Here is a 13307-nt window from a genome sequence, read left to right as displayed (position 1 = left end):
GCAGGAGGGCATAGCTTTCCCGGCAAATCCTGCGGAGAAATCATGTATATCTGGGAGCACACCGCCTGGCCGGCATTCACGTGGGACGGCGCGCAACTACTCGCCCGGCTGGGCGATGCCCGTCACAGGCAGGGCCGATTCCTCGGCCAGATGAAGCGTCTCGGCTTTGATCTGCAGCTCGAGGCGGAGTTTCGTGCAACGGTCGAAGATGTGCTCAGGAGCAGCCAGATCGAAGGCGAGCTGCTTGACCTTTCCAGCGTCAGGTCCTCCGTTGCGCGCCGGCTTGGCCTTCCGCAAGGTGGCTCAGGGCCATCAGACCGGCGTGTTGAAGGCGTGGTCGAGATGATGCTCGACGCCATGCATAATCACCGTGCGCCTCTGACCAGCGAGCGCCTGTTCGGCTGGCATGGCGCTCTGTTCCCGACGGGCTATTCGGGACTTCACAAGATTGCGGTCGGCGCGTGGCGCACCGATCATGACGGACCGATGCAGGTCGTCTCCGGCCCGCTCGGGCGCCAGAAGGTCCATTTTCAGGCGCCGCCTGCTGATCAGGTGGCGCAAGAGATGGAGCGCTTCCTGGCCTGGTTCAACGATACGCCGCCGATGGACGCACTGGTGCGCAGCGCCATTGCCCATCTGTGGTTCGTGACCATCCATCCCTTCGAGGATGGCAATGGCCGCATCGCCCGCGCCGTCGCCGATCTGGCCATCGCGCAGATGGAAGGATCCGGCCAGCGCTTCTACAGCATGTCAGCGCGCATCCAGCGTGAACGCGCGAGATACTATGAGATGCTAGAGCGCACCCAGAAAGGCTCGCTGGACGTCACGCTCTGGCTGGCATGGTTTCTGGAGTGCTTTGGCAGAGCCATCGATGACGCCGAAGCTGACAGCACGGGGGTCCTGCGCAAGGCGGACTTCTGGCAGCGCGCCGCGCACGAGCCCCTTTCGGCCCGGCAGAAGGATGTCCTCAACCGCTTTCTCGACGGGTTTGAGGGCAATCTGACAGCCAGGAAATGGGCGTCTCTGGCAGGATGTTCCGTCGACACCGCACAGCGCGACATCAACGACCTTCTTGCCCGCAGCCTCCTCATCCGCAATCCCGGCGGCAGCAGGCGAACCAGCTATCGTCTGGCGGGGTCCGAGCCAGACGGCGCCGCCTGAAGGCCATCGCCCCACCGGCGCACGGCAAGCTCGGCCAGACGGTCGCGCCAGCGCACGGATGCGCCGGCCACGTCCAGTCGCTTTCTCAGGGTGACCTGGGGCACGAGGATGAAGATGGGCACACTCACAAGACCGCGCCCGGATCGAAGTGCGCTAGCGCTGGCGGGCGCGAACCCGCCGCGCTGACCGGTGCGCGCGCGCATCTGCGCCACCAGCAGCGAGGCGGCGCCGCGCCGGTAGACAAACCGCAGGCGCTGGCCGTGCCGGCGCTCCCATAGGCCCGGCGTGATCCGGCGCCCGCCATCGCCATAACGCCCCGCCGCCGGGGTGGGGATGGCCAGGAACACGCCTGAGCGCGAGCGGATGACCACGCCGAGATCATGCATCTGGATGATGCCCGGCGCCTTGGACCAGACGAGCCCGGCCGCGGTGATGCTGTCGCGCCCGTCGGGAAAGACGCGCGAGCGCCAGGTGCGCGCAAGGCGCGCGCCCAGACCAGCCTGAGTGATCTGGCTGCGCAGCTCGCCCTTGAGCCCTTCGCTGGCCTCGCTCACCGCCCGGCTCATGGCGGCCTCGGCCGCTGCGACCTCCTGCGCCATGGCCCCGGCGACCGAGCCGATCGTGGAGAGCTCCAGCCTCATGATGCGCGAAGGCTCAGCGTCCAGGTCAGACGCTCGCGGTCGCGCACCGGCTCGCCCTCGATGACATGGGCCGCGCCATCAAGCACCACCGTGTCCCCGGGGCGCGGAGCAGGCCAGTCGCTGACGCGCACATCAACGCGCGTGGCCTCGCTCCACAGGGAAGCCTCACCAAGGCTGGCGAGCTCATCGGCCCGGCGCACCATGGCCGGGATGTCGCGCGCCGCCTCATCATGGGGCTGGATGGTCACAGGCCGGGCCAGGAACCCGTCGGCGAACAGCGCCTCGATGGCATGAGCAAACGCGCTCATCACGTGCGCCTTGCGCTGCGCAGGACCTGCGGGCGCGTGCAGATGGGCAGAGGATTGCTCTCGATCTCGAGGCGCACCCACTCGTCGCGGTCACGGTCAGGGATCATGCGCGCATAGAGAGGCAGACCCAGCGTGTTGACCGTCTCGAACGTGTCGGCGGGCGCATAATAGATCTCGAACAGGCCCTCGACGCCTTCAGGATAGATGTAGGCCTTGTCGGTGGGCACGCCGAACCCCAGCCCGCCGCGATAGCGCCGGAACGAGATGCCGCCAAAGCTGACCTCCTCGCCCACACGGCCCCTGAGGTCGGCGGCCGCGGCGGTGTTGAGATAGGTCTCGCGCACCTCCTTGTGAGCGACCAGATCGGCAAAGAAGGCCGAGCCGCATTCAGCACGCAGCTGGACCTGTCCCGACGCAAGGCCGCCAAGCGTGTCCTCGACGCTCTCGATCATCGCCTGACAGCGCTTGCGCAGGGCGCCCGAGGCTGGGGTCGCATTATCGAGATCGAAGTCGACCTCGGCTGCCGGGGTGATGGCGAACTCGGTGTAGTAGTTGATGACCGTGGCGCCGTCGCGCGGATCCTTGACGACGCCCTGGATGCCGTTGAACAGGTGGAACTCGAATGTGGCCTCGGCGTCGTTGCGCAGCCGGCCGAGCTTGCGCGCCACTTCCGTCTGCACCTGCTGGACCGCGCTCTCGGAGCCGAACTCGCGGATCGCCTGGATCTCGGAGGCCCACAGCACGTCCTGCTTCTTGAACTGGCGGCACACGAACGCACGCATCTCGCGCCGTTCGGGGATCTGGCTCTCATAGGCCGAGCCGCGCTCGGAGAACGGGATCAGCGAGAGCGTGCCGTCGCGGCTCTCGATCATGACGGTGCGCGTGCGCACCCCGCGCGATCCGAACAGGCCAGAGCCTGACAGGATGGCGGGCTTGAACGGGATGTTCTCGAGCGCGCGGGTGAGCTCGATGATGGAGAAGGCATCGCCTTCGAAGATGTCCATGGTGGCCATGCGCCAACCTCCTGTATGTCAGAAAAATCGATGCGCCGCGGCTCAGCGCACAAGGATGCCAAGGGCTGCGAGCGCCGTGTTGGCGGTCGTGGTCTGGCCTTCGGTGATGGCGTCGGGCCAGATGATCTCGTGGCGGTTCACGATAGCGGGGCCACGCACCAGCACGACGCCGGGAGCGTCACCATCGGCTGCATCCACATGACCCCAGAGGATCGCGGCCGCGTTCTGGCTGCCGTTGGACGCGGCCGGAGCCAGCACGGTGTATTTGCCGCCGGAGGTGATCCTGCCGAGCACCGTGCCCGGCTCGAGCCTGCCTGCGCCCGAGGCGATGGTGACGGTCTCGCGCGTGTAGTCGCGCAGCACCTCCCAGACAAGAAAACCGCCGGTATGGCGTCCTTCAGTGAGGGTAGTCATGGGGTCATCCTTTCAGCTTGAAAGTGGAGGCGAGGATCTCGCTCCAGGGGCGCGCGGACGGGGATGGTCCAGGCTGGGGGTGATGGGCGGTGATCTCGGGCGAGGCCTCTGCCTTGAGGGCCAGGAGCCGGGCGCGCACCGCCTCGAGGCTGACATCCTCTTCGAGGAACCGCCCCGCCATCTGCGGCTGGCCGGCGAGCTGGCACAGATCGATCACCGCGCGCGCATGGGCCACGCCCTGCGCGCGGATGGCGCCAGTGTCCGGCCCGGTGTCGGGAGCAGGGTCGGGGTCGGGCGAAGGGCTGCTGGTATCGTCGCCCTGCGCCGAGGCGTCTTGTGGGAGCTCGGCGTTGTCCTGCGCCAGATCAAAAGCCTTGTCGTTTGCGAGACTTTCCTGATCGGCCTGCGCAGCGGGCGGCTCCTCGGCCTCTGGCGCAGTGACCGCCTCGACCAGCTCTGGCGGCGCGTTGCGGAATCTTGCGATGTCGAACCTCGCGGCCATGCGCACCGGGTCAGCAAGGCGCGTTGCAAGCCCGGCGGCGAGCGCCTCGCCCGCATCAAACCAGGTCTCGGCCGACATCAGCGCCGCGATCTCGTCCTCAGGCCGGCCTGTACGGCCCGCATAGCCGCGCACCAGCGTGGTCTTGATCCTGTCGAGCGCCTCGGCCATGGCGCGCATGTCGCCCGCCGTGCCCGCCACCAGACCGGACGGATCATGGATCATGAGAAAGGCATTCGCGGGCATGACGATCTCGTCGCCCGCCATCGCCACATAGGAGGCCGCCGAGGCCGCGATGCCATCGATCCAGACCGTCACCGCGCCGGTATGGCGGCGCAGGGCATTGTGGATCGCGACCGCGTCGAATACCGAGCCGCCCGGGCTGTTGAGCCGCAGATCGATCGGCGCGCCTTCGGGCGCCGCGCCAAGCTCGGCGAGGAAGCCCTTGGCCGACACCCCGAAGGCGCCGATCTCGTCATAGATGGTGATCTGCACGCCGGTCGCCCGGGCGCATATCTCATACCAGCCTGGCATGGTGTTACTCCTGATCGCTGCTGGAAGCCGGCTGGGGACGCCCGGCCGGGGTGGCGCGCGCGCCCTGGGTCTCGCCGGGACTTGCGCGATAGCTCAGCGCGAGAGCCTGAGCGCGTGCGGCGTCGGCCGCGTTCTCGCGGTCGACCTCCTCGATGTCGTAGCCGGTAGCCTCCACCACCTTGCGCCGCGAGGTGATGCCCGCCTCCATGGCGAGCACCTGAGCCTGAATGTCCTTGAGCGGATCGACCCAGTCCCATCGCGGCGCGATCCACTGCACCGCGCGCGCCCCTGCCGGATCATCAAGCTCGAGCGCGCCTGCAAGCTGCGCGCTCTCCAGCCAGCGCAGCCAAACAGGCCGGCACAGCTGATAGGCGATGACGCCATGCTGGAGCTGCTGGACGCGCCGGCGGAACTCAACGAGCTCGGCGCGCAGGGAGGAGTAGTTGGCCTGGCGCACATCGCCGGTAACCAGATGATAGGGCAGGCCCAGCGAGGCCGAGACCGCCAGAAGCGTGCGGTACTGGAACGCCTCATAGCCCCCGCCCACATCGGCGGGACTTGAGAACTTCACGTCCTCGCCCGGCAGGAGGACCTGCATGGTGCCAGGCTCGAGGCTCGCGATCGCGCCGCCATCAGGATCGGCCTGACCTTCCCCCATGATCGCTTCTTCAGGCGCGGTCTTGGTGATGAACCCCGCAAACATCGCCGCGGTCTTCTTGCGATCAAGCTCGGCGTCGTCGTACTGGTCGAGCAGGAACAGGCGCACCATGGCCGGCGCCACATGGGGCAGACCCCTGATCTGGCCCGCATCGATGGGCCGGTAGATGTGCAGCACCTCTTCGGCCGGAACCCGCACCGTCTCGGGTATGGCGACACGCTGATCGGTGCTGTCGCCGGGATGGCGCCGGCGGAAGTGATAGGCCACGCGCCTGCCGATCGCATCGAACTCGATCCCGCACCGGATGCGGTTGCCGTTAGCCGCCGTTTGCGTCTTCTCGAACGGCAGCATCTCCGACTGCAGAAGCTGGAGCTGAAGCGGCACGAGGAGCCCGTCCCCGGCCCGGCGCGGGCGCAGGCGCACAAAACACTCGCCCGCCACGAACATCTCGCGCGCGACCATGGCCTGCAGGCCATAGAAATCCGTCAGCCCGTCAGCGTCAGCCTCATCGGTCCAGGCCAGCCACAGCTTCTGCACCCGCTCACGAACGCGCGCATCCTCGATCAGCGAAGAGGGCTTGATCCCGTCGCCGATGAGGTTGGAGGCGAACGCCTCGCAGGCATTGGCGGCATAGCCGCTGGTGACCGACAGCTCGCGTGCCCGCGCCAGAAGCCGCGGGCCCCCTGACGCGACCAGAGCGTTGATGTTCTCAAGCGGCGGGTTCCAGCCGCGCAGGCGCCGCCTTGCCATCGCGCCTTCGAGCCGCGCGCGCACGCCCGCCGGCCCGCCAGAGCCCCGGCGGGTGAACCGTTCGAACAGTCCCATGGATCACAGACCCTTCGAGGTGGTCACACGCACCTGGCGCACGATGGCGCGGCCCTCACCAGCGGCGATCTCGCGCTCAAGCGCCTCGATGGCCCGGTCGATCTCGGCCATGCTGCGATAGTCAACCGTGCGCCCGTCATAGCTCACCCGCGCCACGCCCGAGGACCGCTGCGCCAAAAGCGCCTCACGCCGGGCGCGAAGCTCGGTGATGGTGGCCATGGCGTGCGCCTCCAGGGCCTGGCCGCGTTCAGGCCAAGCCGCGTCAATCGATTGTAAAGCACAATAGGAAGAGCTGATTGCCGGGCCGGACAGCAGGCGCCACCCTTCATGCACGGATGTTGACAACGGCCCGCACCCGTGAAGTCAGCGTCCGGACATCCCGGCCCGAAGATCGGGCGGCGCACCCCCCCCTGTGCGCCGCCCGAGAGGTTGAGGGACACATCTTCCACACTGGCCAGCCGGACCACACGGCACAGGCCCGTGCGCGACAGGTTCGCGATGGGTCAAGATCAGATGGCGCTTGTGGTCACAAAAGGATTTCTCTTGCCGCGGGCGTTCGTCTGCCCGACGCTAACCAATGAAGATTCGCTCTTTAAAGCGTCCCACCCTGCCCGGGCGGGTCTTCAGAGTGCGATAATTACTACCCCTTCGGGCGGCACCTTTGGTGCCGCCCGTTGTGGTTCTTCGGCTACCCATCTTGCGTTCCATCATAGAGCGCCGCAAAGTCTCCCTCGAGGCGTTCCACAAGAGCCAGCGCACGCGCTGAGCCATAAAACACGCAACGCCTCCGGTGGTGGGAGGAGATGATGTGGAAACGGATATCGGCTGCCCTTCTAAGGGTCCTGGCCTATGCGAGGTGTGATGACGCGGCGCTGCACGAGATGATGCTGGCACCTGCACGCGACAACCAGCTGGCTGGAGCACCTGCGCAAGCGAGCCAGGACGCCGTGCGCAGGGCTGCCTAGTCCATATAGCGCGAACGTACCGAGCGCCGCGCCGCCACGGCGCGCGCGCTGGCGGCGCGCACCGCAGGCTGGTCATCGGGTGCGCCGGTTCTGGCGCCAAGCTGATCCTCCATCTCGCGCCAGCGCGCCTCGGGCCAGCGGTCTGCGCCGGCGATCCAGGCGGCCGCGCGCGCATAGACCCGGCAGTCGAGCGCCTCGTTGCGCTCGCGCAGCTTCTGCCATTCGAGCCTGGAGAACCCGCGCCTTGTGCGTACCGTGACCAGCTGCTCGGCGGTGAACTGCTTGAGCCATTCGCCGTCAGTCCATGCTGGCAGATGCACCGTTCCCGCCGGGAACGAGGCGCCCGCGTCGATCTCTTCGGGCGTTGGGCGATCCTGACGCAGGAACCGGTAGGTCTCGGCCTTGAACGTCGAGGTCGCAACCGTCCAGAGGCGCGCCCCGCGGCGAAGGCGCTTGCCTGCGATGGTGGCGTCCACATAGGTCGGGCCCGTCACAGGGCTTGAGCGGTTGAACCCTTCCAGTCCCTTTACGGGTGCGACCTGCGAGAACCCCACAGCCCGCGCCCAGCCATAGACGGCGCTGGTCTCGAACCCTGTATCGATGGCGAACCGGGCCAGGGTGAGGTGCTGGCCGTTCTCATGCTCCCATGTGCGCCCGAGAAGATCCGTCAGCTTTTTCCAGCAGGCGGCATCGCCCGGCCCGCCCTCGATGACGATGTGATCGATGAGCCAGCTCTCCAGCCCGCGGCCCCAGGCCCAGACATCAACCTCGATACGGTCCTTCTGCACATCGGCCCCGGCGGTCAGGAACAGACCGCCTGACGGCACGACGCCAGCTTTCCAGCTCTCGCGCCGCTCAGCCAGACGCTGCCAGTCAGGCGCTTCACCGGTTTCCATCCAGGTCTCGCCAAGGATCGTGTTGCGGAACGCCTTGATGGCCTCATCAGAACCCTGAGCCGCTTCCCAGCTGCGCGCGATCTGCTCCCAGCTGAGCCAGCCCACCGGCGAATAGAGCGCCGACAGGTGATAGCCCACCGTGCCGGGATCGACTGACGTGGCGGTCGCACGCCACTCGCCCGCCTCCAGCATCGCCGTCTTGTGATGCTCGGCGATAGGCTGCTCGCAGCCCTCGCAGTTGTAGGCGGCCGTCTCGGGCCGGCCCTTGTCCCAGCGCAGCCGCTCGAACTTCAGCCACTGCTCATGGCCGCAATGGGGGCACGCCACGTGATAGCGCCTCTGGTCGCTCGCCTCGTACTCGCGCTCGATGCGGCTGAGGCCCCGGATCGTCGGCGTCGAGACCAGGAACACCTTGCGCCGGTGGGCGAATGTCAGCGAGCGCGCTTCGGCCAGCGTGACCGGATCGCCTTCCTCGTCGGCCGAGCCCGGATAGGCGTCGACCTCATCAAGGAAGATGTAGCGCGCCGGGGTCGATCGCAGGCCAACGGCCGAGTTCGCGCCCGTCATGATCAGGATGCCGCCCGCGAACTCCTTGGACAGCATGGTGTTGCCCGCGTCGCGCGAGCGTGCAGGCTTGACCCGTTCGCGAAGCTCCGGGCTCTCCTCGATCAGCGGGTCGATGCGCTGGCGCGAGTTGCGCTTGGCGAGCTCCACTGTCGGCTGGACCGCCAGCATCGGGCCCGGCGCCTGATGGATCGCAAACCCGATCCAGTTATTGCCAGCTTCTGTCGCGCCCACCTGAGCCGCCTTCATGAACACCACGCGCTGTGCCGGGCTCGAGGGCGAGAGCGCATCCATGATCTCGCGCATGTAGGGCGTGCGCGCCGTGCGGTACCGGCCCGGTTCCGCCGAAGCGCGCGACGAGAGCCAGCGATGCCGGTCGGCCCACTGGGAAACCGTCAGGTCGGGATCGGGACGTATCGCGCGCGACCAGGCGCGCAACAGATCCTCAGCCCCGTCGAACCCGATGACGTCCTCACCCAAACTCAGCGCGGATCTCGGCAAGGCTTTCGAGCTGGGCGCGGACATGGGCCTGGAGAACCTTCTGCATCAGCGCCGTCTCCACCTCGATCCCCTCTCCCAGAGCCGCCGTCAGCTCCGCGGCCATCAATGCCGCCGCGCGCGCCGGCCAGTTGACCCACGCATCGCGTTCCTCGCGCGCCAGGCGGAACACGAGCGCGCTGGCGCGACTGCGTTCGATCAGCTCGCCCTTGAGCATCTGAAGCCGGATGCGGCGCTCCTGCGCTTTCAGCACCTCGTTGGCGGTCCTGGCCTGCAGGAATGTTGTGGCGCCGCCCGCAGCCGGGCTGGGCAACCCCTCTTCGCGCAGGGTGTCGCCGACTGCAGTAACGGCCGCTTCGGGGACGGGTTTCAGCTCGGGCGCCGGTGACTTTCTGGTTCTGGAGGGGTCGGTCATCCCGGCGCGGCGCACATCACTGGCCGGCGCGTCGATGGAGCCGTCGGGCAACAACACCAGCCGCCCGGCGGCCTTGGCCTTCTGGATCGCGCCGCGCGAAAGCCCCGCATGGGCGGCGTACTGGCGCTCGCTCATCCCCTGCATGGCGCGCTCCGATTATTGTTCCAGAACAGGTGCTTATTGAGTTGATAAGCCGCGCGGACAGAGCCTGTATGGGGTCACCAGCACACACGGGAGACCGCCATGACCCAGACCCATGACACGCCCAGAGCCATCGACGCCTTCATCGCCAGAAAGGCCGAGATCGACGCCATGCTCGCCCGGCTCGCAAGCCTGAGCGACGAGCACTTCAACGCCAGCCCCGACGAGATCAACTGGGGCCATGTGGGAACCCTCGCGCACTACGCCGAGCTCCTGACGCGCGTCACCGACGCGGCGTTCAGCGAAGGCGAGTGCGCCCCATGAGCCGGGTGTTCGCCCATGACCGCATCGAGATCTGGCGCAGCCTTGAGCCATGGGGTGAGACCTTCTGGGTCTATGGATGCACGCTCAGCGGTGATCCCATGACCGCGCCAAGCCTCGACATGGCGCTGGCCATCGCCGCCGCACACGGGGGCGCGTCATGAGCGCGCGAACGAACATGCCTTGGGCGGTCTATCGCTGCGACCGCCTGACACGCGGCGCCACCCCTCAGAACGAGCAACTGATCAGCGGGCATCTGACGCCGCTGGAAGCCATGCACGAAGCCAACCGCCTGAAGCGCGCTGACGGGGCACACAGCTACACCGTGGGGCCTGCGTGATGCGCGCCAGATCGCCGGGGCGCGTCATGCGGATCCCGATGGCGCAGGCCTGAACGCCAACGCCTCACGCCTCTCGCCCGCCATGGCGGGCTTGGGGTCGTAGAAGGGCGCACATCCCGCGCGCCCCGATCACGGAGACGACCCATGACCCAGCTTTCCAACACTCAGACCCTGATCCTCAAGGCCGCCGCGGAGCGTGAAGGGCGCATCGCCCTGCCGCTGCCCGAGACCCTGCGCGGCGGAGCAGCCGCCAGGGTGGTCGGCGCGATGCTCGCCAAGGGCCTCCTCGAAGAGGTCGACGCCGACATGCACAAGAACGATCCTGTCTGGCGCGAGAGCGGCGACGGGCATGGCGTCACGCTGATCGCCACCGACGCGGGCCTCGCCGCCATTGGCATCGAGCCCGAGCATGCGCAGGCCGAGCTTCCCAAGACCCCCACACTGCGCGAGGGCACCAAGCAGGCCACGCTGATCGCCATGCTGCGCGCGCCGGGGGGCGCAACCATCGAGGAGATCGCAGCAGCGACCGGATGGCAGTCGCACACTGTGCGCGGAGCCATGTCCGGCGCGCTCAAGAAGAAGCTGGGCCTGACGATCACGTCGCACAAGGTCGAGGGACGCGGGCGGATCTACGCCATCAGCGACTGACCCACCCCACCCGGGCTCGATCTAGGCCGCCGTCCCTTGGGGCGGCGGTTGCCCGTCGTGTGAAAGCGCTTCGTTTCGAGACCATCAACGCTTGCGGTCCTCTCCGGCCAGCACAGCGCGCACCACAGCAGGATCGATCTTCAGCTGACGTGCAATCATGGCCGGCTTGAGCCCGGCTTTGAAAGCGGCGCGTATCATGTTCGCCCGACCGGTCGGGATGTCCGGCTGGGCCGACTGCGCGGACCGGCGAGCAGTTGAAGAACGCGCCGCAGGCTGCGCTGCAGACGGCGCGCCAGCTTGCAGGGACCTGCGCTTCATCTCCTGATCGACCGCCGTCACCAGGCGCGCCAGCTCCTGATCGTCCAGTGCGCGCAGGCCAGCATCAAGGTTGGATGGCAAAAGTGACGAGGGATGAACACTCGGGGCCACAGACCTGACCGGTCGAGTTTGATCGCTTGGCCCGAGAAGGCCCGGTGATGGATCGTCCCTGAGTCGGGGCATACCGCAAAAGCTGCCTCACTCACGAGCGCAGCGCAACATATTACACCGCACTCAGGCGGTTCTCGTGCCCAGCCTCTCGAACACCCGGCGCAGGGTATAAGAGCGTATGATGCTCACCACTGTGAACAGCCCGCCCATCATCAGGTTCTGGACCAGCGACACAGATAGCCCAAACAGCGCGAATACCGCGATCTGGGTAAGCACGGCCACGCCATAGCCAACAGTGACATTGGCCAGCGCCTCGATCATGGACATCGCGCGCGACTGTTTCATGCGGCATCCGCCTCGGGTACTGTCTCGCCTAGCCGTTCCGCTTTCACAGCGGCGAATGTCCGCCCATCACCGTCCAGGATCGCCTCGCGTCCCGTGTCCGCCTGCCAGCGCTCGACGGCGACATCGACATAGGCCGGGCTGATCTCCATCGCGAACACGCGCCGGCCATTGGCCTCACCGGCCATGATCTGCGAGCCTGAGCCGCAGAACGGCTCGTAGCAGAGACCGCCGCGGGCAACGTGCTGGCGCATCGGGATCCCGAAGGCGTCGAGCGGCTTCGGGGTCGGGTGGTCCGGGCGGTCGTCCTTCGCGAAACTTGGCAGCGCCCATGTCGATGGCAGCGTCTCTTCGGCCACTTTTGGCGGACGGTGCGGACGGCGCCACCCCATGAAGCACGGCTCGTGCTTCCAGAGGTAATGGGACCGGGTGAGCACGCCGCGGTCCTTCACCCAGATGATCTGCTGGTGAACGAACGCGCCGGCTTTTTCCCAGCACGCCTCCAGCATCGCCTGGCGGCGCGAGGCGTGCCAGCAATACCAGGCCGCATCCCCGGTGATGGCTTCAGCCACAGCCGCGCCGATGAACCCGTCATAGAGCTCGGCGCCCTGCGAGCTGTCGTCCCAGGTCACGCCGTAGGACTGCGACCAATCTTTGTTGCGCGTCAGGTGGTTCGAGCCGTCATAGTCCACGAGATACGGCGGGTCCGTCGCGAACAGGACGGCGCGCTCGCCATTCATCAGACGGCGGACATCGGCGTGGTTCGTGCTGTCGCCGCAGAGCAGCCGATGGTCACCGAGGATCCACAGATCGCTCGTGCGCGAGGCCGGGTTGCGGGGAGGTTCGGGGATGGTGACGGGCGGCACGGAGCCGCCGCCACCGTCCTCACCTTCGCCCTCCGGCACGAACGCCAGCAGCTTGTCCAGCTCCCCGTCGGAGAACCCGACCAGCGACAGGTCGAACTCCTCCGCCAGGAGGTCATTCAGTTCGGCCGAGAGCAGCGCCTCGTCCCAGGTTCCGAGTTCCGTCAGTTTATTGTCCGCGATGCGGTAAGCTCGCCGCTGCGCTTCCGTCAGATGCCCCAGCACGATTACCGGCGCCTCGGTCAGCCCGAGCTGCGCGGCCGCCAGCACGCGGCCATGGCCCGCGATCAGCTCACCGTCCTCGCCCACGAGGCAGGGCACGGTCCAGCCGAACTCGGCCATGCTGGCGGCGATCTTGGCGACCTGATCAACGCCATGCGCCTTCGCGTTCTTCGCATAGGGCTGCAGGCGCGCAAGCGGCCACAGCTCGATCGCGTCTGGTGCGAAGCTCAGCGTCATGGCGGACATGGTTCCGTGTGTTGGGTGGATACCGGTGGCTTCCGGACTCCGGATGCCCTGCTGGACTCCATTCGGGGTCCAGCGGTCACCATTGGTGTCCAGATGAAAAGGCTCGTGTTATCTGGAGTTTAGGCAGGATGCGGGTGGATCCGGCTTCCGGGTGGCTTCCCAGAAATCCGGCCCTGTCGCTAGCGATATGCCGCGCTTAGCCCGCCAGCATACGAAGTGAACGGAAAGGAACCGTACAATCAATGGCTTACGAGAGGGCGGAGACTGTTTTTTCGGTCAACCGGTCACCGTTTGAACCGGAAAAACCGTCTGAAAACTGCTTCCAGAGACGGTTTTCACAAGGGCAGACGGCAGGCGAGTGACC

The 13307-nt window shown here is 67.1% G+C and carries 17 protein-coding genes; 5 read left to right on the top strand and 12 right to left on the bottom strand.

Features of this window, described 5'->3' with window-relative positions:
• Window positions 1-42 precede the first annotated feature (42 nt).
• Window positions 43-1161, top strand: coding sequence for a Fic family protein (locus tag L2D00_13645; GenBank protein ID WBQ12880.1), 1119 nt, complete (start codon window positions 43-45; stop codon window positions 1159-1161).
• Here the strand turns inward: L2D00_13645 and L2D00_13640 are convergent.
• The 9 genes from L2D00_13640 to L2D00_13600 all read right to left on the bottom strand — a co-directional run bounded on the left by L2D00_13640 (window position 1122) and on the right by L2D00_13600 (window position 9535).
• Entirely contained in the window at window positions 1122-1802 is a 681-nt protein-coding gene (locus L2D00_13640) for a DUF6441 family protein (GenBank protein ID WBQ12879.1), read from the bottom strand. The genes L2D00_13645 and L2D00_13640 overlap by 40 nt on opposite strands.
• Window positions 1799-2110: a hypothetical protein gene (locus tag L2D00_13635; protein ID WBQ12878.1), complete on the bottom strand. Its 312-nt coding sequence runs from the start codon at window positions 2108-2110 to the stop codon at window positions 1799-1801. Before L2D00_13635 ends, L2D00_13640 begins: the two co-directional genes overlap by 4 nt.
• Window positions 2110-3123, bottom strand: coding sequence for a major capsid protein (locus L2D00_13630; protein ID WBQ12877.1), 1014 nt, complete (start codon window positions 3121-3123; stop codon window positions 2110-2112). Before L2D00_13630 ends, L2D00_13635 begins: the two co-directional genes overlap by 1 nt.
• Before the next feature lie 42 nt (window positions 3124-3165).
• Window positions 3166-3537, bottom strand: a complete 372-nt coding sequence (locus L2D00_13625; protein WBQ12876.1) for a head decoration protein — start codon at window positions 3535-3537, stop codon at window positions 3166-3168.
• Window positions 3538-3541: 4 nt separating this feature from the next.
• The gene (locus L2D00_13620) at window positions 3542-4570 is read right to left on the bottom strand and encodes a Clp protease ClpP (protein WBQ12875.1); all 1029 of its coding nucleotides are present in this window, start codon (window positions 4568-4570) and stop codon (window positions 3542-3544) included.
• A gap of 4 nt (window positions 4571-4574) precedes the next feature.
• Window positions 4575-6053, bottom strand: coding sequence for a phage portal protein (locus L2D00_13615; protein ID WBQ12874.1), 1479 nt, complete (start codon window positions 6051-6053; stop codon window positions 4575-4577).
• Between the two features lie 3 nt (window positions 6054-6056).
• Window positions 6057-6272 carry a hypothetical protein gene (locus tag L2D00_13610; protein ID WBQ12873.1) on the bottom strand — a complete coding sequence of 72 codons (216 nt, stop codon included), beginning with the start codon at window positions 6270-6272 and terminating at the stop codon, window positions 6057-6059.
• A gap of 742 nt (window positions 6273-7014) precedes the next feature.
• Window positions 7015-9003 carry a phage terminase large subunit family protein gene (locus L2D00_13605; GenBank protein WBQ12872.1) on the bottom strand — a complete coding sequence of 663 codons (1989 nt, stop codon included), beginning with the start codon at window positions 9001-9003 and terminating at the stop codon, window positions 7015-7017.
• Complete coding sequence (locus L2D00_13600; protein ID WBQ12871.1) at window positions 8951-9535, bottom strand: elements of external origin; 585 nt, start codon at window positions 9533-9535, stop codon at window positions 8951-8953. The genes L2D00_13605 and L2D00_13600 overlap by 53 nt, the downstream gene beginning before the upstream one ends.
• Window positions 9536-9634: 99 nt before the next feature.
• On the opposite strand from L2D00_13600, the gene L2D00_13595 reads away from it, so the two are divergent.
• The 4 genes from L2D00_13595 (at window position 9635) to L2D00_13580 (ending at window position 10841) form a co-directional block, all read left to right on the top strand.
• Window positions 9635-9856: a hypothetical protein gene (locus tag L2D00_13595; GenBank protein ID WBQ12870.1), complete on the top strand. Its 222-nt coding sequence runs from the start codon at window positions 9635-9637 to the stop codon at window positions 9854-9856.
• Complete coding sequence (locus L2D00_13590; protein ID WBQ12869.1) at window positions 9853-10017, top strand: hypothetical protein; 165 nt, start codon at window positions 9853-9855, stop codon at window positions 10015-10017. The genes L2D00_13595 and L2D00_13590 overlap by 4 nt, the downstream gene beginning before the upstream one ends.
• Window positions 10014-10193, top strand: coding sequence for a hypothetical protein (locus L2D00_13585; GenBank protein WBQ12868.1), 180 nt, complete (start codon window positions 10014-10016; stop codon window positions 10191-10193). Before L2D00_13590 ends, L2D00_13585 begins: the two co-directional genes overlap by 4 nt.
• 144 nt (window positions 10194-10337) lie before the next feature.
• Window positions 10338-10841: a DUF3489 domain-containing protein gene (locus L2D00_13580; protein WBQ12867.1), complete on the top strand. Its 504-nt coding sequence runs from the start codon at window positions 10338-10340 to the stop codon at window positions 10839-10841.
• 84 nt (window positions 10842-10925) lie between these two features.
• Here the strand turns inward: L2D00_13580 and L2D00_13575 are convergent, their stop codons facing one another.
• The 3 genes from L2D00_13575 to L2D00_13565 all read right to left on the bottom strand — a co-directional run bounded on the left by L2D00_13575 (window position 10926) and on the right by L2D00_13565 (window position 12943).
• Entirely contained in the window at window positions 10926-11240 is a 315-nt protein-coding gene (locus L2D00_13575) for a hypothetical protein (protein ID WBQ12866.1), read from the bottom strand.
• A 153-nt stretch (window positions 11241-11393) separates the two neighbouring features.
• Window positions 11394-11615, bottom strand: a complete 222-nt coding sequence (locus tag L2D00_13570) for a hypothetical protein (GenBank protein ID WBQ12865.1) — start codon at window positions 11613-11615, stop codon at window positions 11394-11396.
• Entirely contained in the window at window positions 11612-12943 is a 1332-nt protein-coding gene (locus L2D00_13565; GenBank protein ID WBQ12864.1) for a site-specific DNA-methyltransferase, read from the bottom strand. Before L2D00_13565 ends, L2D00_13570 begins: the two co-directional genes overlap by 4 nt.
• Between the last annotated feature and the right edge of the window lie 364 nt (window positions 12944-13307).

This window comes from Hyphomonadaceae bacterium BL14 (genome assembly GCA_027627705.1).
In the GTDB taxonomy this organism is placed as follows: Bacteria; Pseudomonadota; Alphaproteobacteria; order Caulobacterales; family Maricaulaceae; genus Oceanicaulis.
Note: the sequence above shows the minus strand (reverse complement) of the source record. Positions and strands in the feature narration are given on the sequence as shown.